The following is a 24,969-nucleotide window of genomic DNA, read 5'->3' on the forward strand; positions in this document are numbered from 1 at the left end:
ATTCAATCCACAGGATAGCTGTCATGGACAACCGGATGACGCACAGTCACTACCGTTCCCACCCCGCGTTCACTTTCAATTTGCAGCCCATACGGTTCTCCATAAGTGAGCCGGATTCGGGCCTGCACATTCAGAATGCCATAGCCGCTGCCCGCACTGTCCGGCAGCGGCTGCTCGATGTCCCCCGTATCTCCGGCATTGCTGCCAACAGCCGCAAGACGCTTCTGCAGCATGGCAAGCCGCTCCGGTGTCATCCCTGCCCCATCATCGCGGACCGTCAGGTACAGCTCACCTGCTTGCTGTGCCACCTCTATGGAAATATGGCCGGGACCGCGCCGCTCCTTGATGCCGTGATAGATCGCGTTCTCCACAATAGGCTGCAGAAGCAGCTTAAGCACGTACAGCTCATCAAGCTGCGGTTCCACTTCAATGCGGTAAGCCAGCTTGCTGCTGTAACGCACCTGTTGAATCTTCAGATAGCTCACCATATGCTCCAGCTCGTCGGACAGTGGAACCAGATCACTGCCTTTGCTGAGACCCAGCCGGAACAGCTTGGATAAGGATTGAACCACTTCGGCTATATCGTCCGCCCCTTTGTTGCGGGCCATCCAGTGGATTGTATCCAATGTGTTATAGAGAAAATGCGGCTTGATATGCGCCTGCAGGCTGCGCAGCTCCGCTTCCCGCTTCTGCCGAGCCTGCAGCTCAGTAAGCGAGAGCAGCCGGGAAATCTGCGCCAGCATGGAGTTGAAGCTGCGGCCCAGCAGCCCAATTTCGTCGGATCGGTTGCCCCAATATCGGATCGTCAGATCACCGGACTGCGCCTTGCTCATAAAGGAGGCCAGTTGTCCGATTGGACGAGAAATGGAATGCGCCAGATAGAATGAGGCCGTCATCCCAAGCATACAGACAATAAAAACAAAGGTGACCACATTAAACGTAATCTCCCGTACCCCAAACGCCGATTCCTCCATCGGGAACACACCCACCGTTGTCCACCCCGTAAAGGATGAGGTCCGGTAAATGAGCTGCAAATGGCGGCCAGCCGCGGTCTCTGAGGTAATGCCCGAGGTTTCGGTGAGTAACCCTTTCGGGATATTTTTCATAAAAGGATGTTGTGGCGCATAGATCATCTCCCCGCTGCTGTCTACGATAGTAAGATAACCCGTTTTGCCCAGCGTGACATCTCTGGCCGTTTCGGCGATAACCCTCAGCTTCAGATCAATTAGTACTACTCCCTGAACCACCTGTGTCTCGGGGTCAACGATGGCTCTTACAGCAGACACCACCTCGCTCTCCTTATAGTCAACATGCGACCTTACAGCACGGCCATAAGGATGTCCGATGATTTTGAAAATCCCTTTATTGTTTTCCGCTTCTTTGTACCAGGCCTCGCTCTTCACAGCTGTGCCCGGACGGGTGTACATCTCATTGCTGATAAATTCGCCTTCTCGATTAACCAGCATAATACCAGCAATCTCGGAACTAAGGGTGGTAAAACCCTGAAGAAACTTGCGGATGTTATATTCCGCGGGCTCCCGGCCTTCAGCCCATCTCATAGCTTGCGCCGGATCGTTCATTGAACCGTTCAGAAAGGCCTGCACACCGGGGTCAAAAGAAATCAGGTAGGTGATCTTCTGGAGATCTTCCACCTCATTTTCCAGTGAGGAATTGACCTTCCCGATGAGCTGCATCGTATTCTCATTGCTTCGCTCCTCCACAATCCGGTCGACCGTCCAGCCGATAAGCAGCCCCAGTCCGATGGAGGGAAGAATGCTGATCAGGAGAAAATGAATGATCAGCTTATAGCGGATTGGGAGGTTGTTCAGCTTTAGCTTTTCCATATTCAGGCCACGCTTAAGCATCGGCAGCTCCTCCCCTGCGGCTGATTACTTGGCATAGTAATTCTCCACATTGGCCCGGGTCACCACATCAATCCCGGTATCCACCTTATCCGGCACGGGCCTCGGTTTGCTTCCCTCGTAAGCATTCGGATTTTCCTGCAAATCACTGTGTAAATGGAACAGCTCTGTCAGCGACCAATAACCCATGTTCCAGGTTCCTTGCGCCATGGTCGCGGCAATCCTGCCTTCTTTTACAAGATCGAGCGTCAGTTTATCCGTATCGAAGCTGATAATTTGCAAAGTGGAATGATCTCCCTGCTGCGCCTGCACGGCTTCGGCCACGCCAATTCCGCCGTTTGACTCCGTGGCGAATATTCCCTTAAGCTTCGGATACTGAAGCAACAGCTGCTCAGCCGCTTGCCTTGAAGCTATCTGATCACCATGGCCGTCCTTGACCGAAACCAGTTTCATCTCTGGAAACTCACTGCGGATCGTGCGGCTGAATCCATCGGTTCGTTCCTGGTGATTGTGCTGATCAGGTGTTGTAATAACCGCCACTTCGCCTTCCCCCCCGGTAAGCTCAGCCATTTTGCGGGCAGCTTCAACGCCGGCGTTGTAATTATCCGTTCCGAGAAAAGAATACGCTTTGCTGTTAGGTGCCCCCGAGTCAAACAGCACCACCGGAATTCCGCTCTCCACCGCTTTGTTAATCGTAGCCGTCAGAAGTTTAGAATTCACCGCCGATATGGCAATTCCCGCTGGCTTTTTGGCAATCGTCTGCTCCAGCACTGTCATCTGCTCACTGGCATTATGCTGGGTTGAGCCATGATATTCTACGGAAACATTCAGCTCCTCTGCCGCATCCTCAAAGCCTTTCAATACACTTTTCCAGTAATCGATGCCAATCTGGAACGTAACCATTACGTACTTATCTTCGATATTACCGCGCAGGCCGGCGGTTTCCCACGGGTCCTCCGGGCCAGGCTGCAGCTTGTAATTCAGCACATAAATCAGGAAAAGGCCAATCAGAAGCACATAGACAAGCCCCAGCTTTTTCAAAATGTAACCCCTTTCAATATTTAAAATAACACCAATTGCGGTTTAGTCGCTTCCACCCTCATATGTTAAGTCCAACATGCTGATTCCGTCAATTGATGTACCAGAAATCCCCTTTCCCAGACAACAGAATACACAAAAGAACCCCGCGATAACAGCGGAGTTCTCGTCTTTAAGAGCATTATTTCCCTGGAACATTTCTTCTATTCAGAACATCAAATCCTCTGCATACCCTTTTCCTTCCAACAGATCATACTCCACCATACGATAGTCGTCCAGTAACGACTGCTGCACAGATGTCACGGTGGTTATCCCGTCCGAAGCGCCGATCAGCACGCTTTTGCTTAGACCGGTTAGCTGTGCCTGTACCTGTTCCAGCATTTTATAGAACGGCGGCAATGATTGTCCTGACAAGTTGAACACAGTGGGTCCAAGGTAGGCAGGGCTCAGCGTTCCCAGAGGCTTCTGGCCGATATCAAAATTGGCAAGGATCATCAGCTTGGTTTCATGCTTCAGCCGCGGTTCCTGATCCCAGCCCGCATCCGTATAGATTCCAGCCGACAGCGCCGGAAGATGATCCCCCCAGAACACAGCAATGGTCGGCCGTTCAATCGTCTTCAGCTCCTGCTGCAAATAAGATAATGCCTCATCGGTCAGCCGGGTATCCTGAACATACGTTTCCAGCTCATCTTTCCAGGAAGCCTTAGCACCTTGCACAGTAATGGTATTCGGACCGTTCAGACCTTTGGTAAATGGAAAGTGATTCTGCATGGTCACCATATGCAAAAAGGTTGGAGCATCTGCAGCCTTCAGTTCACGGATAGCCTCCTGCACAGCTGCTTTGTCAGAAATATAGCCGTCCGGAGTCATCCGCTCTGCAAGCGGTAAATCCTTCTCACTCGTAAAGCGGTCAAACCCGAGTACAGGGTACACCCGGTTCCGGTTGTAAAATGTCTCATCAAACGGATGCAATGCCAGTGTCTGATAACCTCTGTCCTTCAGGATGCTGACGATGGAGGGCAACGAGGACATTTTGACTATACGCTGCTGGTAAGGAATCGACCCGTCCCCCAGAAAATACATCGACATCCCCGTCAGCGCTTCAAATTCCACATTCGCTGTATTGCCGCCGAACTCAGGAGAGAGCAGATATCCTGCCGGGGTCACGCGCTCCTCCTGATGAATGAATGGCAGCGGATCTTCGCTTAACTTAAGACTTGGCAACCGGGTGGGATCAAAAAACGCTTCATCCATCATGAACATGATGTTCGGCTGCTCCACAACAGTTTGCGCAGCGGTCGTATCCGGCAAAGAGCCGTATTTTGCAGCAATGGCTTCTATCGTCCCGCGGCTATAGCCTTCCGGTTCCTCCAGCAGATTCTGCCGGAGATTTCCTGTGAATGCGAACACAAAGCCATTTTGGGAGTAATTCACCTTCTGGTTCCAGAAAATATTCTGGTAATTCAGCGAGGAAGCAAACGTAGTTTGCCCGCTAACCATCACTATAAAGCCGGCAACCATACCCGCTGACACCGCAGTGAGCAGCAAACGCAGCGGCAACTGAACTTTGATCTTGGGAAGCTTAAACAGCAGCCACACCCCTGCAGCGATCACCAGAAGTGCAAGCCCTGCCGCAAAAGGTGAAATCATGCCTTTCGTGATCTTACTCATTTCTCCGGCGTTCTTCATCAGCATCAGATCCCAAGGGAACAGAGGCTCCCCTGTCGTCCCTTGCTTCTTGTAATTGGCGATGCCCAGCAGAAGAATCAAGAGTGATCCAACTACCGGGCCTATATATAGATTGGGTAATATCAACGAAAAAGCCAACAGGACAAAGAAAAAGAACAAGCTTCCGCCTACATACAGCCAATAGGACTTCCCGATCCAATGGAGCACACTCCAGAAATCCATATCCAGCGAAGCCGCTTGAACAAAAAAGTTCAGTACAAAACCGCCCAGCAGTAAGCTAAGCAGCAGAACACCCAATTTTTTGGAAGGTAGAACATAACGCATCATTTTTCACTCCTATCTGTACTAAACGTACAGTATACGCCTCTTAGCTTAAAGGAGCATTAAAGCATATTCACAAAATTAAATCTATGTAAATTATTTGTTAATTTCCGCAGGAAAAGCCGCCACGACATTCGTGCGTCGTGACGGCTTACCCAAGTCCATATTTTTGGGTTCTATATAATTTTCTACCTGCAAACAAACCGGCCTTCGGCTTCCAACAACAGCATTTCAGCTGTTGTTAAGTACTAATTATTTTACATAAATCCGGCTGGTTTCTTCCCAATATTCGCCCGGCTCCAGGCCAAACAAACCGATATCATCTGCAGGAAGATCCACCTTAGGAGCATTAACCAGATTAATCTGCGGCTCCGGACAGAAGAACCCTTCGGTTGCACCATTGTTCCAGATCATCCATTGCTTGTAGGAAGTACCCACATCGTATACGAGTGTGACTCCAGCCTTGCTGTCCGTAAGCTCCATACGGTTGCGTCCATTCTGTGCGGCTGCGGTGTAATGATTGTCCATTGGTGCGTAGAAAGGATACAAGCCCTCGTCGCGAAGAGCAATCTCATCTGAGGTCAATTCCTGGAAGGATCCGGTCGGCAGCATGCGGTTGCTAAGCTCCCAGCGGTTCCCGATGGTCAGCTTCACCCGGTAATCGTGAGGGGTGCTTCCCGGTGCAAAAGGTGCGTTAATCGCGGTGTGGAAGGCTAGCAGACAGGGCATAAGTTCCTCACCATCATTATGCACCAGGAGTTGCTGGGACAGGCCGGCTTCGCCAAGGCTATAGCGCAGTTTGACCGTATATTTGAACGGGAGGTATTGATAGGATGGATGATTCTCATCGACCTTAATGAATACCGTGACGAAGCTCTCATTCATACCGCTGCCGAATTCTTCTACCTGCCAAGCCGCTGTATGCAGGAACCCGTGCAGGTGGTTGTGAGTAGTTGCTTCATTTACCGGGAGATGATAGGTTTGTCCGTTCCACGGAAACTCCCCGTCCTCATAACGGTTCGGCGGAAACAGTACTGGGATACCGTGAATTCCCGGGTTCGCCTTGAACGCTTCCATCTCATCCGCACCTGGTTCATGGAGGAAACGGTAACCGTTTTCGTTATCGCGGAAGCAGATTAGATTGCCGCCAATACCCGGTAGAATGGCTGCCTCATACCGGCCTGCTTTTAGCCAGACTGCAGCCTCTCCTTCATATAGTCCTTCGTAAGCTGTAATTGTCATTGTGTGTTTCTCCCTTCCATAATCTCAAAATGACGCTCTCCTAGATAGATTACCACATCTGCCCAGGAGGGAATATGTCATTTTTACAACTGTTCCACTTCCACGCTCATCACATGCTCAATTTTCTTCACGTCATAATAGATTTCCGTTGAGTATTCACGGTCTGGAGCAGAAATGAGCATATCGATCATTTGTCTTCCGTCATCCAGATCCTTGATTTTCATTCGCCGGATCGTCCTGCCGTTCTTCTTCGTCTTCCGGGATTCGACCGCATGACGTTCTTCAATTTTCTGGATCACATCTGTCAGCACATAATTAGGCTCCATGATGATTTTGACAGAGATTTCGTGCTTGTTCAGCACCTCAGGCCCAATAACCTTGATTAGATGCGGTACAGCATTGACAGCGAACATCAGCAGTACTACTGCATACCCGGCTTCCACATAAAAGCCTGCTCCGACCGCGATTCCGATCCCGGACGCCGTCCAGATCAGCGCTGCGGAGGTGAGGCCTGAAATCGCATCTCCGCCCCGGCGGAGAATCACGCCTGCTCCGAGAAACCCGATCCCGCTGACAATCTGCGCCGCAAGACGCATCGGGTCCATGTTGGGATGCTCTGTTCCGCCAAATTTGTCGTAAGCATGAATGGAGACGAGTGTCACCAGACAGCTTGCGATACTGATGACCATACTGGTCCGGATCCCCAGCGGTTTCTGTTTTAATTGCCGGTCAATCCCGATGAACAGCCCGAACAGCATGGCCACAAGCAGTTTGATAATCGATTCCATGTGCAGATTAAGATCCATATTCATAAGTGCCCTCTCTTCTAAGACGATAAAAATAGTATACCTAAGCAGCAACGCCTGCGCCATCTTTAATACAGGCGTCCAAATATTTTACTGAATAGCCGCCTATGCGACCCGTCATTAAAACACGAAGAAACGGTATCGCTGTACTCTGCTATACTTACAGCCTGCAGGGCTGTACAAGTGCAGAAGACAGAACCCGTTTCTCCAGACAACTGCTTCATTAAAGGTATGCTTGCTTATTATCGGTTAGAAGAGGTTACCCGTGCAGCAGTGATTCGGCACCATCACAAAAGATTTCTGTACCGGTAATGTGATCGGAATCATCTGAAGCCAGAAACAGCGCCAGTTTAGCCACCTGATCCGGACGCCCTGGCCCTTTTTCCAGCGGCTCTCCGCCGTCCGGGAATTCCACAGCAATCTGCACTTCCTTCAGGTCTTCGGATGGATACGTGTTGTCGTCAATATTCGTAGTGATTGCACCCGGGCATATCGCATTGACACGTATTTTGTACTGGGCGAGCTCCAGCGCAGCCATCTTCATAAAGGCCACTTGACCCGCCTTGGTAGTACTGTAAGCTGAGAAGCCGATATTTGAAAAGACACGGTTGCCGTTAATGGAACTGTTGATCAATATGCTGCCGCCATTCTTTTTCAAGTAAGGAATCGCATATTTGACAGTGGCAAAGGTACCCCGAAGGTTGATGTTCATAGTCTGGTCCCAAGATGCGATGTCCATGGTTTCAATCGGTGTCATCGCTCCATTAATACCGGCGTTGGCGAAGACAATATCGAGTCTGCCCCATTTGGCTGCGGCCTGCTTCACCGCCTCTTCCACCTGCTGCGGTTCAGCAATGTCACATTCAATGACTACGGCTTCTCCGCCTTCTCCCTCCACCTGCCGGCGCACCTTTTCGGCATGCTCGACCGTACGGTCAAGCATCACAATTTTCGCCCCGTTTCGGGCAAACTCCAGCACGGACGCCCGCCCGATGCCAGATCCGCCCCCGCTGACAATGGCTACCTTGCCTTGAAGCTTTTGTTCTGCCATACCTGATGTCCCTCCCTAAGTAATTACGCATTCTAGTTAAGTTGTTTCCCTAACTTATACCTCGCATACCCGGGAGTGAATCGGCAAAAGGTGGGCTGCCTGTTGCATTTCACTTCAGCACACCCTTTCCCCATCACATACTTAGCCCTTGAGACCACTTGTGCTGATGCCATCCACAATCTGCTTCTGGAAGATGAAGAAGATCAGCATAACCGGTGTGAGACTCAGTACGGACATAGCGAACATCGGGCCCCAGTTGGATACAGACTCACTGTCCAGGAACATTTTGAGGCCCATGGACACTGTGTACTTGGAAGGTGAATTCAGGTAGAGCACAGGCCCCAGCAGATCCTCCCAGCGCCAGTAGAAGGAGAAGATCGCTGCTGTTGCCATCGATGGTCGGATCAGCGGCAGGATGATTTTGTAATAAAGTCTGAACTTGCCGCAGCCGTCAATTGTCGCTGCTTCATCCAGCTCTGCGGGAATTGTGCGGATGAACTGCAGCATCAGGAAGATGAAGAATGGAACCCCGAAGAACTGTGGAATCACGATCGGCCGGATGCTGTCCAGCCAATTCAGCTTGGTATAAATAATATATTGCGGAACCAGCACGACGTCAGCCGGCAGCATCAGGGTCATCATCATGATCCCGAACCAAAGGCCATGTCCGGCAAATTTGTTGCGGGCGAAGCCGAACGCTACCAGTGACGAAGAGAATACGGCACCAATTGTGGCGACGATAACAATCACAAAAGAGTTCTTGATGAACACTCCAAAGGAGTAACCGGCTACGCCTTCCCAGCCTTTGGCGTAATTGCCCCATTCCCAGGGATGCGGCAGCAGGGTCTGTGCGGTAACAAATACCAGACGGCTTTCCTTAAAGGAGCTCAGGACCATCCACAGAATCGGGTACAGCATGATAATAGCGAGTCCGCCGATCAGAATGTGGTAGATTGGCCATTTGATTTTATTTTTCACCATGGCTCACTTTCCCCCTCCCGATTCATAGAAGACCCATGATTTGGATGTTTTGAACAGAATGCCTGTCATAATACCTACCAGCAGCAGCATCACCCAAGCCATTGCCGAGGCATACCCCATGTTGTTGAACATGAAGGCCTGGCGGAACAAATACAGGGAGTAGAGCATCGTACCGTCCATTGGGCCGCCCTCGCCTTTGGAGATGATATAAGCAGGTACAAAGGTCATGAATGCACTGATAGTCTGCATAACCATGTTGAACAAGATGACGGAGCTGAGCAGCGGCAGGGTGATTTTGAAGAATTTGCGGAAAAAGCTCGCCCCGTCCACACTTGCTGCTTCATACATCTCCCCTGAGATATTCTTCAGCCCCGCCAGGAAGATCAGCATTGACGAGCCGAACTGCCAGACAGACAGCGTAATCAGCATGAATAGTGCGGCATTGGGATTGCCGAACCAGCTGACAGGTCCCAGGCCGAAGAAGCCAAGCATGCCGTTGATAATTCCGGTGTCACTAAAAATATTGCGCCACATGATGGAGACTGCCACACTGCCCCCGATGATGGAAGGCAGATAATACACCGTGCGGTAAGCGCCCACCATCCGGGACTTGGTATTCAGAATCATCGCTACGAACAAGGCGAAGCCCAGACGGAGCGGTACACCAACGAACACATACAGCAGCGTAACCTTAAGGGAATGCAAGTATTTGGGATCGCCGGTGAACATTTTAGTATAATTGTCAAATCCGATCCAGCGCGGCGGAGCGAAGAGATTATACTTGGTAAAAGACAGATACAGGGATATAGCCATCGGGACCAGTGTAAAGCACAGGAACCCGATGATGAATGGACTGATAAAGGCATAACCCGTCAAATTCTTGCGCAGCCGGTGGCCCAGCGGTTTCTTCGTTCTATAGGCCCGCGGACTTGAGGTAAGGGGATTGCTTAAGCCCAACGTTCTCCAACTCCTATCTAGTTAGAATTCACAGTATGGTATCTACCGTTTTAGCGGTTCGCCAGAATCTCGCTGGCTTCTTTGCGGAACTGTGCTGCAGCAGCATCCGGTTTGATCTGGCCAAAGTTCATTTGCTCTGCAAGGTCGGTCAGCAAGGCAACCACTTCAGGCGAACCTACAGGAGGACTCATTGGAGAAGTTTTAGGCTCCATATCTGCTACGAACTTGAACACCTGTTTACCGGAATCTGTTAATTCCGTAGCGAGGGATTCCTTAATTTTGCTCGAAATCGGTACGCCGCGTTCACCTTTGATCAGCTTGTTTGCCTCAGCATTGTTGGTCCAGAAATCGATAAACTTGGCTGCTTCCTCCTTGGACTTGGAGTTCGCTGTAACTGACCAGTACATGCTTGGTTGCATATACAGGCCTTTTTCCATATCCGGACCCGGCATTGGGGCCAGCTCCATTGGACGGTTCACTGCGATTTGCAGGGCCACATACTGGTTCGACCACTGCCACATGCCGATTCCGGTTCCTTTAACGATGTCCGATTCTTCGATAACGCCTTTGTTCTGGCTCAGTTTGTCTTGTGACGGCACTGCACCTTTGGCAATGAGATCGGAAGTCATCCCGAAAAAGTCTCTGAACAGTGCATCATCATCGTAGCCCAGTGCGGAGCCGTCTGTGTTGTAGAGTGACAGGCCCTTTGTGCGCAGATAGTAGTTGAAGAAAATATCCGCAGCCATGGAGGAATCCATGAAAAGTCCGGCGTCTTTGGCTTTCATGGCAATCTCCTTGTACTGATCCCAGGTCCAGTTCTCAGGAATCGCGTCTACACCGGCTTTCTTCAGTAATGCAGGGTCGTATTGGAATCCAAGCACGTTAACTCCCAGTGGAATACCGTATTGTTTGCTATCAATAACTCCGGTAGAGAGTACATTTTCATTCACATCACCCACCTGGATCGTCTTGTTCAGGTAGGGCGTCAAATCCTCCAACTGGCCGTTAGAGCCGTATTGATTAATGTAGGACACGTCCATTTGTACAATATCAGGGAGGCGGTTAGCTGCAGCTTGGGGAGCAAGCTTTTTCCAGTAGTCGTCGAAAGATGCGTATTCCGGTTCGATCTTCACATTCGGATTCTGGGCTTCATACATATCAATGACCTGCTGGGTATACGAATGGCGCGTATCGCTGCCCCACCAGGCAATCCGCAGCGTTACAGGTTCTGAAGAACTGGCAGCCGTTGCCTTCGCCGGTTGGTTGGTTGCTGCGTCGGCCGCAGCGGAATCCTGAGTGTTGTTATTGTTGCCGCCGCATCCGGCCAGCATGGACAGCAGCATCGGAACAGCCAATAATGCGAATCTCTTTTTCAATTGGATATCTCCCCTTTTCGTAATGTGAGTAGGAAGTCCAGTTGGACTGGTAACGCTTCCATGACTAAATTCTCTCAAATTCCGCCACTTTCTTGAATACAAAAAACCGTCATCTTTGTTCAATAATCAGGTTCAAGTGTTCTATTCCTTACTGGGGCTTCATAAAATCCGTCGGCGTCTTCCCGGTCACCTTCTTGAACACCTGGCTGAAATATTGGGCATTGCCGCCAAATCCGTACAGCTCTGCCAGCTCAAATACCTTCACATCGCCGCTGCGGATAATATGCTCGGAGGCTTTGCCAATCCGGTAGCTGGTGACATAGTTGGAGAACTTCTCACCGGTTACTTTTTTGAATATTTTCCCGAGGTAGTCGGGATTCATATAGAGCATCTCAGCAGCCACCGAGCCGAGCGACAGCTCCGAGTTCTGATAATCGGCCTCGATGATATGGAGCATTTTATCTACAATCGCAGATTGTCGGGTCACAAAATGACGGTCATACATGGCGGTAAGCCGTTCTGCCGCATTCATGACAAAAGCTTTTAGACTCCCCAGTGTACCGAGTTCCGCCAGCTCTGCCAGCCCGGAAGTAAACCGGTTCCGCTCGTCGGGAATGCATAACCGGATCATCGCCGAGTACAGCTGAAGCACATAGGAACGCGTCACATTCATCTCCAATCGCTGGTCTGCAAGCACGCCGAATAAGCGGCCCAGCTCGTTCACAACAGCATGTTGGTCCCCGGCTTTGATCAGCAGGCAAGTCTGCTCCTCTTGCAGATCTATTTCGCCATGGCCGCTAAGCTCATCAGAGGGAATATCACTTCCGGTGATCAGACTGCCTTCTTCAAGATAAAACCGGTGATTCATGCACTGCAGCGTCTGCCGGTACAGACAACGCGACTCACTCATCCGTCCCTTATCACTGACAGCGATCGTTACATGGATTTTGTAAAAGTTAAAAAAGATCTCCTTCACGCTAGCAATCCGTTCCAGCAGATCATGCTGAGGGTCCGCTTCTTCCGGCTGTTCCAGCAGGATCAGCAACTGGGAACCAATTGTCGTACAGAGAAGCACCTCACTTAGCATATCCTGGGCAATATTTTGCAGGGCGAACAAATGCTCATACTCAACAGACTCCTCCAGCCTGAACAGGATGAGCCGGACACCTTTGCCGCCCAGCTCAATGCCGAACAGCTCCTGATAATAATCCAGGTCGTGACTCCCGTACGTTTTATTGGAAATCCATTCCTTTAGAAACTGTGCTTTGACATGCGGCAGCACCTTGGTGAGGCGATGCTTCATCTCGGTGACGAATTGCTCGCGGCGTCTCTCCTCATTCAGCTCCTGCACAAGCTCGGTCAGCGCCTCATGAATCTGCTTCTCATTGCAGGGTTTCAGCAGGTAATGCCTCACTCCATGCTGCATGGCGCTGCAGGCATAATCAAAATCCTTATACCCGGTCAGCATTACAAATTTTATCCCGGGATACTGTACGCTGCAGCGGTCCACAAGCCCAAGCCCATCCAGGCCCGGCATGGAAATATCAGTGATTACAATATCCGGTTCCAGCTTCCCGATTTGTTCAAGTGCCTCAATGCCGTTGCGTGCCGTCCCCACCAGCTCGGTACCTGACAGCCCCCAATCCACCACTTGGGAGATCCCTTCCAGAATCAAGCGTTCATCATCCACCAGCAGCAATCTGTACATGTCTGATTTCTCCTCTCCAATACGGAATGTGTACATGAATCGTCGTGCCGGCTCCAGGTGTACTCTCTATTTCCGTTCCCCATTCCTGTCCAAAAACAATCTGAATACGCTCTGTGATGTTTGCCAGCCCGATCCCCTCGCCACGAGTCTGGATTCTGCCCTGCTGCAGCTCGCGGATGAATTCTGCTGTCATTCCCGGACCGTTGTCACTGACCCTAAGATCCAGCCCGCTGTCGGTCATAGAGATTGAGATAGAAATAAGGCACGGCTCAATATTCGGCTCCAGCGCATACCGGATCGCATTTTCTACCAGCGGCTGCAGTGTCAGCTTCGGAATCAGCGCATCCAGCAGGTCATCAGGCACATCCAGCCGGAAATCCAGACGCTCCTCAAATCGTGTGCGCTGGATAATAACATAGCTGCGGACGATGTTCAGCTCCTTTTCCAGGGATATCAGCGGGTCTTTCAGTCCGATCGAGCTCCGCAGCAGAAAGCCCAGCGCCTCAACCATTTCAGATATTTGCTTCTGCTTGTTGACCTTCGCCAGCCAATTGATCGATTCCAGCGTATTGTACAAAAAATGCGGGTTAATCTGGGCTTGAAGCGCTTTCAACTCTGTTTCTCTAATCACAAGCTGCTTGGCATAATTCTCATCGATGAGCTCCCGGATCCGGCGGATCATCATTTTGAAGGTGCGGTTCAATTGGCTTACTTCATCCTGCGCGGTCTGCGAGACATAACCTAACGCCTGCTCCTCCAGATTGTCCAGGTCGCCCTTCTCGATCCGCCGCATCTTTTCGGTCAGCTTCGAGATGGGCCGGGCAATGCTTCGTGCCAGCCGGTAACCCAGCAGCAGCCCCAGCAGCAGGATACAGCCGAAGATGACTACAACCAATCTTTTGACAAAGGTGATCTGCCTGAACATTTCATTGAACGGCGTAGCATTAACGTAGGTCCAGTCCATATACGACGAGTTCGTTTTGGCTACAAAATAGGTGCCCTTGCTATAGCTGACGGTCCTGTAGGATTCCTGACGCCGCACCTCCTCAGCCAGTTCCTGCGGCAGCAGGAGCGGATCTCCAGGGTATATGGACTCTCCGGTACCCTTATCCATTACAATGAGCTGGCTTCCATCCTCTGCTGTGCTGGTGCTGTCAGCAATAATCCGTTCGACGCGGATACGGATGACAAGTGTCCCCAAATTGTCTAGCGTAAAGGTGGAACCTGTGTACGATTTGATTTGCCTAACTGCCAAAAGTGAATTTTTACTTCCCTGGCTATACCATACATTACTGCCTGCACCTTCGATGGCGAGCGGTTTGAGCTGGTCCTGCAGAGCTTGTGACAGCCCTTCCCGGTTGCCCGCCGTCATCACACCATCATTCGCATCCAACATCATCATCGAATACACATATTTCTCCGCACCTGCAAAGGCCACAAGCCGGTTGATGATTTTGTTGTGGAGCAGTTGTCTTTGATACGGGGAAGGATTATCCAATAATTGCCGCAGGCAATTCTGGATCTGTTCATCCGAAACGACAGTGAAAGACAGCTGCTCCAGCTCTTTCAGTTCGTTTTCGATGCTGATCGAAGACATGCCCAGCACCTCAGAGGCTTTTTCATAAATTTGATGGTCATAGATACGATACACATACTGCAAGAAGATCAGAGAGAACAAAAACGACAGCAACAGTAAAAACGAAATCAGCATGATCATCTTGCTAAAGATTCCCGAGTTTTTGAAAGCGCTCTTATTTTTGTAAAACATCATGCGTCTCACTCTGCTTTCTCTTTAGATGTAAAACCTATACTTCATTATATATTAATCGAAAGTTCCTCCCATGGAAATATAAACCAAAAAAACTTGGAAATCCAGTCACATTTGACTGAATTCCAAGTTTCGGTTTACTCATTGCATACTCAGCGCGTCGCGTCTATCCTAACATCATCCGGTCATCCGCCAGCTTATGTCCGCTGATGGCCTCAAATTCACCGAGAAGCCGCTCTACGGTCAGATCCTGCTTGCGGTCCTCATCAATATCAAGGATGATGCTGCCCTTGTCCATCATGATCAGCCGGTTGCCGAGACGAATAGCCTGCTCCATGTTATGGGTAACCATAAGTGTTGTCAGGTTCAGCTCGCGGACAATAGACTTGGTCAGCCCAGTGATTAATTCGGCTCGTGCAGGGTCTAGTGCAGCCGTATGCTCGTCCAGAAGCAGAATCTGCGGATGTGTGAAGGTCGCCATGAGCAGGCTAAGTGCCTGCCGCTCTCCGCCGGAGAGCAGTCCTACCTTGGCTCTCAGCCGGTTCTCCAGGCCAATGCCAAGCCGGCTCAGTTGTTCACGAAACAGGGTCCGCCGTGCAGCCGAGACTCCGAAGGACATTCTGCGGCCCTGGCCTCTTTTGAAGGCAATCGCCAGATTCTCTTCGATCGTCATATGCGGTGCCGTACCGGCCATAGGGTCCTGAAATACCCGGCCAATCCAGCGGGCCCGCTGGAACTCTGGCAGTGCGCTGATCGGGCTCCCCTCAATGCGTACTTCCCCAAGATCGGGTTTCATCACACCGGAGATGACATTCATGAGTGTGGACTTGCCTGCACCGTTGCTGCCGATCACAGTCACAAAGTCACCACTGCGGAGCTCAAGATCAATACCGAGCAGCGCTATTTTTTCATCCGGGGTGCCCGGATTGAACAGCTTGGATACCCTATTAAGCTTTAGCATCGGCTGCCCCCCCATTCTTGTTGCCCAGCGCCTCATGCACAAGTTCAGCACTGCGTCTGCGCGCGATTCTCTTCTGCTTCATGAAACGTTGAACCGAAGGGAACACCAGTGCAATAATGACAATGATCGCAGTGATCAATTTAAGATCCGAAGCCTTCAGCCAGGGAACCCGAAGTGCCAGCGCTACAACAATACGATAGACGATAGAACCCAGAATTACTGCAAGGGTTGCCCGGAATACATTTCCGGCTCCAAAGATAGCCTCGCCGATAATAACCGAAGCAAGTCCAATGACGATCATTCCAATACCCATAGTAGAATCAGCAAATGCAGAGTATTGGGCTATCAGCGCACCCGAGAGCGCCACCATTCCATTAGCCAGGCTGATGCCAAGGATCGTGGTGCTATCCGTATTCACCCCGAAGCTTCGAATCATTCGGGAGTTGTCGCCAGTGGCCCGGAGAGCAAGCCCCAGATCGGTATGCAGAAACAGATCCATCAGGATTTTTACCGCAATCATCACAATGGGCATGACCAGAAGCGGATTAATGGAGGTAAATAAAGAATCCTCACCCATGATCGAAACGTTAGGTTTATCCAGAATCCGCAAATTAATGGAATACAGTGCGATCATCATTAATATTCCGGACAAGAGTCCGTTGATCTTCCCCTTCGTATGCAGAAGTCCGGTACACATCCCTGCTGCCATACCGCCTCCAAGTGCACATATAGTGGCCAGCCATGGCGAGTAGCCGTGCGTAATCATTACTGCGGCAATGGCTCCCCCCGTTGTGAAGCTGCCATCCACAGTCAAATCCGGAAAATCAAGAATACGGAATGTAATATATACACCTAGAGCCATAAAAGCATATAACAAGCCCATTTCCACGGCTCCAATGATTGAATCAAACATCGCTGACTTCCTCCCTCAAACGGCAAGGGGTGGTCCTGTGCCGGAGTCCCCCCATTGATATATCTACCATTTATTGAATAATATTAGTATCCGGATCCGAGACTTTAGCCTTCATAGCATCCGTAACTTCTATCCCCTGTGCTGCTGCAGCTTTCAGGTTCAGAATAAGGTCCAGCTTCTCTTGCATCGTTACCTTCATGTCTCCCGGATTCTTACCATTCTTCAGCACTTCCACAGCCATTTGTCCTACCTGGTAGCCATGGTCATAATATTTGAAGCCCACGGTTGCAAAAGCCCCCTTCTCCACCGTATCGCGGTCAGCGGAGAAAAATGGAATTTTGTTGTCATTAGCAGTCTGAATGATCGTGTCCACAGCGCTTACTACCGAGTTGTCCAGTGTGATGTACAAGGCATCCACACGGCCAACAAGCGATTCTGCCGCCTGTTTCACTTCAGAGGTGTTGGTAATTGCCGCTTTAACCAGCTCGATGCCATGCTTGTCCAGCTCGGTCTTGGCAATGTTAGCCATAACCACAGCATTCGGTTCCCCTTCATTAATAATAAGGCCCAGCTTTTTGACATTCGGGAACTGCTCGGCAATAAAAGTCATCAGTCTTGTGATTGCCTCAGGGTTGGTGTCTGATGCCCCGGATACATTCCCCCCGGGATGATCCAGATCCTTGACAATCTTCGCGTCTAGCGGGTCGGTAACCGCTGCGAACAGGATGGGTGTATCCTTGCCTTCTGCCTGAACTACAGCCTGTGCAGAAGGAGTTGCGATCCCCAGCACGAGATCATTCTTGTCTGCCGCAATCTTCTGGGCGATAGACAGGTTATTGGACGAGTCTGCCTGGGCGTTCTCCAGGTCAACCTTCAGATTCTTGCCCTCTACGATTCCGGCATCCTTCAGTGCGGCCAGGAATCCTTCCCGGGTAGCATCCAGAGAAGGATGCTCGACATACTGGGAGATCGCTATTTTGTAAGTTTTGGAATCTGCTTTTCCTGAATTCGTACTTCCTGAATCCGCACCTTTATTATTGTTAGTCCCGCAGGCAGTAACTGCCAGCATTGCACATAGACTTAGGCCGAGCCATAATTTTTTTGTTTTCATCCTATATACCCCTCTTCTTTTTACGGATTCAGCGCGTGCCTCAATGGTAGCGACTCAGCAGTAGTGCTTTTATCTTTAAAAGCATTAAAGCATAAGCTGCCGCGAAACCCGCATCTAAAACGTAAATATAATAAGCTTATCTTATATAAAGGTTCATTTTCCGTCAATCACTTATGACATGACCATTTTTTACAATATTACTCCGTGGTTAAATAAGGTTCGGCTTCTCTGTTTGATCTTGACATTGATTCCCTTTATCCTCCCTACATAAAAAAACGCTCCCTGCACAAACTTAAATTACAGTTTGAACATGGAGCGTGACATGATGACAACAAACAGACCCGCAAAATCGATTGCTGCAGCAGCTTTGCTGTCTATAGCCATTATAGCTAATACTGCTTGCAGCTATAGCACAAGCGATCAGAAACCAAAGGTCAATACTGTAACACCTGCAGGATCACTTTCAGGCAGTTACTATGAAAAAGCTTCATTCACCGACAGCCACGGTAAATACTGGATTCCTCTGAAACCAGCGGCCTCTTCGATCGGTTACCGGATGAAGGATGATACCTCCAGCGGGGGTTATGCCAAAATCGGCTATACCGATGTAATGTATATGCTGCATCCAGATTCTACGCAAGTATTCTCCTTGGGACAAAAGATAAAGTTGCCGGATGCTCCGGTACGCCGAAACGGTCAAATTTATATCACACCTACTTCACTATCCAAGCTGCTGCAGACCGAAGTAGGGTGGAATCCACGTACCGGCGAGATTAACGTGGCTCCCCCCTCTGATAAGGTGGACACTGCAGGAACCAGTAATACCGAGGAAGCAAAACCATTGCGTATTCAAAGCCTGTCCGCAACAGACAGCAGAGAGCTTGTTGCCTATGCCAAAAAGTTCCTGGGTGTCCCGTATGAATTCGGCGCAGGACCTTACGAGGAAACCAAGCGGTTCGACTGCTCTTCATTCACCCGTCATGTCTTCAAGAAATTCGGAGTCGACCTTCCCCGTTTAGCTAAGGACCAGGACAATCTGGGCAGACGGGTAAGCCGCAGCGAGCTTGAGGTTGGAGACCTGATTTTCTTCACAGTCCCCGGACGCTTTGCGAGTGATGCGGTTCCGGGACATGTCGGTATCTACATCGGAGACGGCAAATTTATTCATACCTGGGGTGATCCGGGGGTCCAGATCAGTGATCTGGACAGCGGCTATTGGAGCCATGTCATGCTTCATATGCAGAGAGTTCTCTAACCGGCAGCAGCTGGGTCCCAACAAGATGCAAGGAGATCAGGCCTTCGGACAGCCGAGGCCCAAGATCCCTTGCATTTTTTATGCCGACTGAGTCCCAGGTCTAACGGACAAAACCTTTGAACCGGGTTCCCTGATAGCTAAGCTGGCCCTTATCCCCCTCGACAATCAACCCGAACTCCTGGCTGGGCACTATCAGCTCCACACGGTTGCCATCTTGAAATTGAAAAGTGACATAATACCTGGTGTTTGCGCTGGAATCACCCGAGCCTCCCCATACCTCAGTACGTTTCGTGACTGCTGCGGCTTGAACGGAGAGCAGCGGACTTGCGTTGTTAGTTGACCAAGCCTTCAGTGATTTGAAGATAACAAAGACAAAAAATCCTATGACCAATAAAAACATAATCTTCATAAACAAAGGCATTTCGTGAATAAAACTCTGAAATCCGCTGCGCTGCTGAAAATCACCGAAAGCGCTAAAACTGCTCCATCCGCCCAAATAAATCGCTTCCTTCACAAATTTATTTTAAAAGGTCTGTTTTACTACGATTTACGCAGTATAGCTAGTCTGGTTTCATTATTTCCTGTCTACTAAGCCAGATTTCAAGCAAAAACGCGTTACCGCTAAATACAGCGTGAACGCGTTTTAAGGTAATACCTGATGATTCATACTGTTGTTCCAAAATGAGAGGTTCTACCGGAACATCCCCCATAGCCGGATCAGATGAAACGTATTATTGGGGTCGATCTTCTGGGCAATTACAAATTTTACAATTTGATCTTCCTGGGTTGAAGTCAACTTCTCCCCCATTACTGCCGAAGCATTTCGCACCAGTCTGCGCACCACCGCAGTATCCTGAAGCTCTTGCTTGGAAACTCCGTTGATCATATTCTTAATTCGTTCTTTAACAGCCGGATTTTTCATCTTCAGCTTGATGCGATCCACCAGCTGGGGACTGATTCCAAATTGCTGATAGCCCACGCGCAGCACCTCCTGTCATATTCCAATCATTCACAGTATATGAGAGTAAGGTGACACATGTGCCTAATTAAATTAATCTATTAAGTCCCCTTGAAAAATCTGCTCATTCTGCAAGTAGCTACGCAGTGCCGCATAGTCGGTCGAGGTCCAGAAATCCGTTTCCTTCAGCAATCCGGCAGCATCATCCCTGGCTTGCTCCAGCACCTCAAAGTCGGCGGTCATGTCAGCCAGTCTGAACTCTGGCAGCCCGCTCTGCTTGGTTCCAAAGAAGTCACCCGGACCGCGCAGCTCCAGATCTCTTCGTGACACCTCAAAACCATCATCTGTATCCGTCATCGCCGTCATACGCTCACGTCCGATTTCGGATTTCGGATCCGCTACTAGCACGCAGAAGGATGCATGCTGGCCCCGCCCCACCCGGCCGCGCAACTGATGCAGCTGAGACAGTCCAAAGCGGTCTGCGTCCATAATGATCATCAGTGTGGCATTGGGCACATCGACACCGACCTCTACAACCGTTGTGGAGACCAGCAGCTGAACCTCATTACTATAGAAGGCCCGCATGACTTCGTCCTTTTCACCAGGTGTCATCCGGCCGTGCAGCAGACCGACCTTATAATTTGGAAACGACTGCGACATTTGAATATGCAGATCAATCGCGTTCTGCACGTCCAGCTTTTCCGATTCCTCAATCAATGGACAGATCAGATAAGCCTGCCTGCCCTGATCGATCTCACGGCTGACCAGCTTCAATACCCGCTCCATCAGATCAGGTTTCACCCAATAGGTCGTGATCGGTACACGTCCTTTAGGACGCTCAGAAAGTGTGGACACATCCATATCGCCGAAGACAGTAATCGCAAGCGTACGAGGAATGGGCGTTGCCGTCATCGTCAACACATCCGGATTGTAGCCTTTGCGGCGCAGAATACTGCGCTGGTTGACGCCAAAACGGTGCTGCTCATCCGTAACCACCATCCCCAGCCCGCGGAAGAAAACATCTTCCTGTATCAAGGCATGGGTGCCTACCACAATATCGAGCATACCCATTTGCAGCGAGGCCAGCAGATCCTTCCGTTTACGTCCGCTCACACTTCCTGTCAGAAGCCCCACCGTTATCCCAAATGGCTCAAACATCTTGGTGAGTGAGCGCATATGCTGCTCCGCGAGAATCTCAGTAGGGACCATCAGTGCCCCCTGATATCCGGATTTCACGGTGGCATACAGGGCGATTGCCGCAAGAACGGTTTTGCCGGAGCCCACATCTCCCTGTAAAAGCCGGTTCATACAAGACTTCGAACGCATGTCCTGGAGGATTTCCAGCTCCACATGCTTCTGTGCATCCGTCAGCTCAAACGGCAGACTGCGGACAAACTGCCGGACTGTGGCGTTGTCCACCGTATGCACCACTCCATCCATTCTGCCGCGGTTTAGCACCCTGAAGGCCTGAACCTTAAGCTGGAACAGAAACAGTTCTTCATATACCATCCGCCGCCGCCCTTGCTGGCCTTCACGTGTATCCTCTGGCTGATGGATGGTGGCGATTGCCCGTTTACGGGACATGAAATCATATTTCCGTATGATCGTATGCGGGAGAATTTCTGGAATAAGCTCCCCATACTGCTGCAGTCCCTGATGAATCATCTTGCGTATCCAAGACTGCGTAATCTTGCCCCCCACGGAATAGACCGGCTGTAGGGTGCCTATTTTGCCTTCTCCCCGGTCAGTAAATTCATAATCGGTTACAGTAATCGCATTTCGCTTCTGGTCCCATTTACCGGTAATTACGATTTCACGCCCCACTGTCAGCTGCTCACGCACATAATGCTGGTTGAACCAAGTAGCTGTAAACATCCAAGGCTCAGCAACCATTTTGCAGCTCAGACGGGATTTGCCCCCGAAACGCTGCAGGACAGGGATGCCAATAACCTTAGCGACCAGAGTAGCCTTGTCGCCGTGTTTGATCTCACTTAGAGAGCGGGGGCGGAAATCATCATAGCGGAATGGATAATACTCCAGCAAATCCTTCACCGTAAAGACGCCAAAGGCGTGAAGCTCATTTTGCTTTTGAGCGCTCACGCCATTTATTTGTTTCACTTCGATTGAATCCAAAGATAGTCCCATATTCATCCCCTATTTACGCGGGCCAAATGAAAACGGCTAAGGTACCGTTCCCGACATGGCTCCCTACCACAGGACCCACATTGGTCAGCACTTTCTCTTCCAGGGTGAAGTGTCCGGCCAATTCCTTAAGGAACTCTTCGCCGGAAGCCGGTTCAGCCGTATGACCCACGGCCACGTTGATTTTGTCCACACCCGGCAGATCCTTTTTGAACAGCTCGATCATGCGGGCTACAGCCTTCTTACGGCCTCTTACCTTCTCGACTGCATAGATAATTCCTTCCGCATCAATGGACAAGATCGGCTTGATGTTAAGCAGTGTCCCCAGAAATGCGGAGGCTTTGCCGATTCTGCCGCCCTTTTGCAGATATTCCAGTGTATCGACCAGAAAATACAGCTTGCGGGATTGGCGGAGATTCTCCACTCTTGTCAGAATATCTTCCGGGCTATGGCCCTGTGCAGCCAGTCTCGCTGCCTCGACCACCATAAATCCGAATCCATAGGAAGCGGAGAGAGAATCGACTACAGTAATGGATTCTCCTTCTTCTTCCAGCATGGATTTAGCCAGAACAGCCGATTGATACGTACCGCTAAGACCGGAGGAAATATGAAACGATAGAATCCGGCCACCCGGTACACGTTCCTGAATCCCCCGGTATACGTTCATATACTCAACCGGTGATGGTTGAGAAGTGGTCGGAAGCTGCGATGAACGGGGAAGGCGTTCGTAGAATTGCTCCGGCGTCATATCCACATTATCCCGGAATGCCTCCCCGCCGAACATCAGGGTCAAAGGAACAACCTCAATACCATACGCTTCCGCCATGGACGGCGGGATATCGGAAGTGCTGTCGGTGACAATTACGGTACGATTCATGGATTTCCTCCCCAAACTATGATTTGGCAGACATAACGGCAGCCTTGATTAAGGACGCTACAGCTGATTCTGCTTAAGACTATATAAGGAGTAAGTGTAGGCCTACGGTTCGACGGAGAAAAGGTAATAATACAGCGGCTGGCCGCCTTCATGGACCTCAACTTCCACCTGCGGGAAGGTTTGTTCAAGCCAGTTTTCCAGTGATTCCGTAACCTTCTCCTCCGCTTCAGCACCGGTCAAAATGGTGATAATCTCATCACCGTTCACAAGCATGCTTGTGAGCAGCGCCTGGCTTGCCTCCAGCAGATCATCGGCAGCGGATACAATCTTCGAGTTGGATATCCCGATATACTGTCCGGATTTGATCTCCAATTCCTCGATCACCGTATCACGGACCGCATTGGTGACTTGCCCTGATTTCACCTGGGAGATTGCTTCCAGCATGTTGCTTGTATTCGTGTCCACCGCATCGTCCTCCTGGAAAGCAAAGGCGGCAGCAATTCCCTGCGGGATGCTTTTACTTGGAATAACAGTAATGTCACGTTCGCCTTCGAGCAATTCCTTGGCCTGCTGGGCGGCAAGCACAATGTTCGAGTTGTTAGGCAGGATGTAAATATGTTTCGCAGAAATGGATGAGATCGCATTAACGAAATCCTCGGTGCTCGGATTCATCGTCTGTCCGCCGGATAGAATAGCATCTACCCCAAGGCTTCTGAAGATATCAGAGATGCCTTCCCCCGAAGACACGGCAATGAATCCGTACAGGGCCATATCATCCGCGGGTGGAACCGCTGGTGCCTGCACACTGCTCTCTTCCTTAGGAATATCTGCAAACACCTCTGGCATAGGTGCAATATCCATTCCGGCGGATAGAAGATCACGGTGCTGCTCGCGCATGTTAAGGATATGAATTTGCGTAATTTCACCGTATTGGAGCGCCAGATTCAGCACCTCGCCCGGAGTCTTGGAATGTACGTGCACCTTGATGGTTTCATCATCCGATATGACGATAATGGAATCACCATTCACTGCCAGCGCTTTCCGAAAAGATTCCTCATCAAAATTGGCTTTTATAGAATTCCCGAGCAACCGGTTGATAAAAAACTCCATGTCGTATAAAAATTCAATGTCTTCCGTAGACAGCTGGGATTGTGCAGAGGACTGCACGGAGGACAATACATTGTCATGTTTGGTCAGCACTGCCGGTGCCGCAGCTGGAGCAGGAGCTTGTCCTTGCGCAGTAGCGGGTGCTGCTGTGCTTCCATTTCCCATCAAATGTTGAAGGAAGCCCTCATAAATGTATACCAGCCCTTGACCACCGGAATCGACTACCCCTACCTGCTTAAGAACAGGCAAAAGCTCCGGAGTATTGGCTAACGCTTCTTTGGCTTTGGCCAGAACCTCAGTCATCAGTTCGGTTACATCCGTCGTGCGCCGGGCATAGTAGACGGCATGTCTGGCAGCTTCCTTGGCAACTGTAAGTATCGTTCCCTCTACCGGTTTGACTACCGCTTTGTAGGCTGTATCCACCCCAGTCTGCAGCGCTGCTGCGAACTGCTGCGTGTTCAATTCATCGTATTGGGCTGCATACCGTCCAAGACCCCTGAACAGCTGTGACAAAATAACGCCGGAATTCCCCCGTGCGCCCATCAAGAGACCTTTAGACAATACTCCTGCACATTGGCCAACGGAGGCGGTATTATTTTTCTTCAATTCGTTCGAGCCTGCAGTCATCGTCAAATTCATGTTGGTTCCCGTATCACCGTCTGGTACCGGGAATACATTCAGGGAATTGACGTGCTCTGCATGCTGCTGCAGCTTCTCCGCTCCGGCGAGTACCATTGCGGTAAAATCTGTTCCGTTTATAGAACGCTTACTCAATGAGAATTCCCCTTCCTAACTTCATGCCTAATCAATTCTATGATTAACTGGACATAATACACTAATTTATAT

General features: G+C 50.2%; 20 protein-coding genes. 1 reads left to right on the top strand and 19 read right to left on the bottom strand.

All coding sequences use genetic code 11. The features are described 5' to 3' along the window. Positions 1–2: 2 nt before the first annotated feature. The 14 genes from A3842_RS25900 to A3842_RS25965 all read right to left on the bottom strand — a co-directional run bounded on the left by A3842_RS25900 (position 3) and on the right by A3842_RS25965 (position 17,784). A complete protein-coding gene (locus A3842_RS25900) occupies positions 3–1,865 on the bottom strand; it encodes a cache domain-containing sensor histidine kinase (protein ID WP_074088621.1) in 1,863 nt (620 codons plus the stop codon). Positions 1,866–1,889: 24 nt separating this feature from the next. Next, positions 1,890–2,903 carry a substrate-binding domain-containing protein gene (locus A3842_RS25905; protein WP_074088620.1) on the bottom strand — a complete coding sequence of 338 codons (1,014 nt, stop codon included), beginning with the start codon at positions 2,901–2,903 and terminating at the stop codon, positions 1,890–1,892. Positions 2,904–3,107: 204 nt separating this feature from the next. Continuing rightward, positions 3,108–4,913 (bottom strand): LTA synthase family protein, encoded by a 1,806-nt coding sequence (locus tag A3842_RS25910; protein ID WP_074103235.1) that lies wholly within the window; start codon positions 4,911–4,913, stop codon positions 3,108–3,110. 249 nt (positions 4,914–5,162) lie between these two features. After that, a complete protein-coding gene (locus A3842_RS25915; RefSeq protein ID WP_074103236.1) occupies positions 5,163–6,152 on the bottom strand; it encodes an aldose 1-epimerase in 990 nt (329 codons plus the stop codon). An 83-nt stretch (positions 6,153–6,235) separates the two neighbouring features. Next, complete coding sequence (locus tag A3842_RS25920) at positions 6,236–6,958, bottom strand: MgtC/SapB family protein (protein ID WP_074088691.1); 723 nt, start codon at positions 6,956–6,958, stop codon at positions 6,236–6,238. Between the two features lie 259 nt (positions 6,959–7,217). Next, positions 7,218–8,009 carry an SDR family oxidoreductase gene (locus A3842_RS25925; protein ID WP_074103237.1) on the bottom strand — a complete coding sequence of 264 codons (792 nt, stop codon included), beginning with the start codon at positions 8,007–8,009 and terminating at the stop codon, positions 7,218–7,220. A gap of 141 nt (positions 8,010–8,150) precedes the next feature. Next, positions 8,151–8,990 (bottom strand): carbohydrate ABC transporter permease, encoded by an 840-nt coding sequence (locus tag A3842_RS25930; protein WP_074088616.1) that lies wholly within the window; start codon positions 8,988–8,990, stop codon positions 8,151–8,153. 3 nt (positions 8,991–8,993) lie between these two features. Next, positions 8,994–9,890, bottom strand: a complete 897-nt coding sequence (locus tag A3842_RS25935; protein WP_074088690.1) for a carbohydrate ABC transporter permease — start codon at positions 9,888–9,890, stop codon at positions 8,994–8,996. 107 nt (positions 9,891–9,997) lie between these two features. Then, positions 9,998–11,323, bottom strand: coding sequence for an ABC transporter substrate-binding protein (locus tag A3842_RS25940; protein ID WP_074103238.1), 1,326 nt, complete (start codon positions 11,321–11,323; stop codon positions 9,998–10,000). 148 nt (positions 11,324–11,471) lie between these two features. Next, the gene (locus tag A3842_RS25945) at positions 11,472–13,031 is read right to left on the bottom strand and encodes a response regulator transcription factor (protein ID WP_074103239.1); all 1,560 of its coding nucleotides are present in this window, start codon (positions 13,029–13,031) and stop codon (positions 11,472–11,474) included. Continuing rightward, positions 13,006–14,799, bottom strand: coding sequence for a sensor histidine kinase (locus A3842_RS25950; protein ID WP_083609741.1), 1,794 nt, complete (start codon positions 14,797–14,799; stop codon positions 13,006–13,008). The genes A3842_RS25945 and A3842_RS25950 overlap by 26 nt, the downstream gene beginning before the upstream one ends. Positions 14,800–14,965: 166 nt before the next feature. Further along, positions 14,966–15,760, bottom strand: a complete 795-nt coding sequence (locus tag A3842_RS25955) for an ABC transporter ATP-binding protein (protein ID WP_074103240.1) — start codon at positions 15,758–15,760, stop codon at positions 14,966–14,968. Beyond that, entirely contained in the window at positions 15,747–16,673 is a 927-nt protein-coding gene (locus tag A3842_RS25960; protein WP_074088611.1) for an ABC transporter permease, read from the bottom strand. The genes A3842_RS25955 and A3842_RS25960 overlap by 14 nt, the downstream gene beginning before the upstream one ends. A 70-nt stretch (positions 16,674–16,743) precedes the next feature. Further along, positions 16,744–17,784 (bottom strand): ABC transporter substrate-binding protein, encoded by a 1,041-nt coding sequence (locus A3842_RS25965; protein ID WP_074103241.1) that lies wholly within the window; start codon positions 17,782–17,784, stop codon positions 16,744–16,746. Between the two features lie 325 nt (positions 17,785–18,109). On the opposite strand from A3842_RS25965, the gene A3842_RS25970 reads away from it, so the two are divergent. Then, entirely contained in the window at positions 18,110–19,039 is a 930-nt protein-coding gene (locus A3842_RS25970; protein ID WP_074088609.1) for a C40 family peptidase, read from the top strand. 100 nt (positions 19,040–19,139) lie between these two features. Here A3842_RS25970 and A3842_RS25975 read toward each other — a convergent pair whose 3' ends face one another. The 5 genes from A3842_RS25975 to A3842_RS25995 form a co-directional block, all read right to left on the bottom strand. After that, positions 19,140–19,553: a DUF2500 domain-containing protein gene (locus A3842_RS25975; RefSeq protein ID WP_256701866.1), complete on the bottom strand. Its 414-nt coding sequence runs from the start codon at positions 19,551–19,553 to the stop codon at positions 19,140–19,142. 177 nt (positions 19,554–19,730) lie between these two features. Beyond that, positions 19,731–20,018 carry a stage VI sporulation protein F gene (locus A3842_RS25980; RefSeq protein ID WP_074088608.1) on the bottom strand — a complete coding sequence of 96 codons (288 nt, stop codon included), beginning with the start codon at positions 20,016–20,018 and terminating at the stop codon, positions 19,731–19,733. A 72-nt stretch (positions 20,019–20,090) separates the two neighbouring features. Beyond that, on the bottom strand, positions 20,091–22,142 hold the full coding sequence (gene recG / locus A3842_RS25985) for an ATP-dependent DNA helicase RecG (protein WP_074088607.1): 2,052 nt from the start codon (positions 22,140–22,142) through the stop codon (positions 20,091–20,093). 13 nt (positions 22,143–22,155) lie between these two features. Further along, on the bottom strand, positions 22,156–23,016 hold the full coding sequence (locus A3842_RS25990; protein WP_074088606.1) for a DegV family protein: 861 nt from the start codon (positions 23,014–23,016) through the stop codon (positions 22,156–22,158). A 102-nt stretch (positions 23,017–23,118) separates the two neighbouring features. Then, positions 23,119–24,897: a DAK2 domain-containing protein gene (locus A3842_RS25995; protein ID WP_074103242.1), complete on the bottom strand. Its 1,779-nt coding sequence runs from the start codon at positions 24,895–24,897 to the stop codon at positions 23,119–23,121. Between the last annotated feature and the right edge of the window lie 72 nt (positions 24,898–24,969).

It is taken from the genome of Paenibacillus sp. P3E, assembly GCF_001909045.1.
Classification (GTDB): domain Bacteria; phylum Bacillota; class Bacilli; order Paenibacillales; family Paenibacillaceae; genus Paenibacillus_AQ; species Paenibacillus_AQ helianthi.

Coding starts and splice junctions, on each gene's coding strand:
- A3842_RS25900 (WP_074088621.1), bottom strand. CDS start 1,865: ATGCTTAAGCGTGGCCTGAATATGGAAAAGCTAAAGCTGAACAACCTC.
- A3842_RS25910 (WP_074103235.1), bottom strand. CDS start 4,913: ATGCGTTATGTTCTACCTTCCAAAAAATTGGGTGTTCTGCTGCTTAGC.
- A3842_RS25915 (WP_074103236.1), bottom strand. CDS start 6,152: ATGACAATTACAGCTTACGAAGGACTATATGAAGGAGAGGCTGCAGTC.
- A3842_RS25920 (WP_074088691.1), bottom strand. CDS start 6,958: ATGGATCTTAATCTGCACATGGAATCGATTATCAAACTGCTTGTGGCC.
- A3842_RS25925 (WP_074103237.1), bottom strand. CDS start 8,009: ATGGCAGAACAAAAGCTTCAAGGCAAGGTAGCCATTGTCAGCGGGGGC.
- A3842_RS25930 (WP_074088616.1), bottom strand. CDS start 8,990: ATGGTGAAAAATAAAATCAAATGGCCAATCTACCACATTCTGATCGGC.
- A3842_RS25945 (WP_074103239.1), bottom strand. CDS start 13,031: ATGTACAGATTGCTGCTGGTGGATGATGAACGCTTGATTCTGGAAGGG.
- A3842_RS25950 (WP_083609741.1), bottom strand. CDS start 14,799: ATGTTTTACAAAAATAAGAGCGCTTTCAAAAACTCGGGAATCTTTAGC.
- A3842_RS25955 (WP_074103240.1), bottom strand. CDS start 15,760: ATGCTAAAGCTTAATAGGGTATCCAAGCTGTTCAATCCGGGCACCCCG.
- A3842_RS25960 (WP_074088611.1), bottom strand. CDS start 16,673: ATGTTTGATTCAATCATTGGAGCCGTGGAAATGGGCTTGTTATATGCT.
- A3842_RS25965 (WP_074103241.1), bottom strand. CDS start 17,784: ATGAAAACAAAAAAATTATGGCTCGGCCTAAGTCTATGTGCAATGCTG.
- A3842_RS25970 (WP_074088609.1), top strand. CDS start 18,110: ATGACAACAAACAGACCCGCAAAATCGATTGCTGCAGCAGCTTTGCTG.
- recG (WP_074088607.1), bottom strand. CDS start 22,142: ATGGGACTATCTTTGGATTCAATCGAAGTGAAACAAATAAATGGCGTG.
- A3842_RS25990 (WP_074088606.1), bottom strand. CDS start 23,016: ATGAATCGTACCGTAATTGTCACCGACAGCACTTCCGATATCCCGCCG.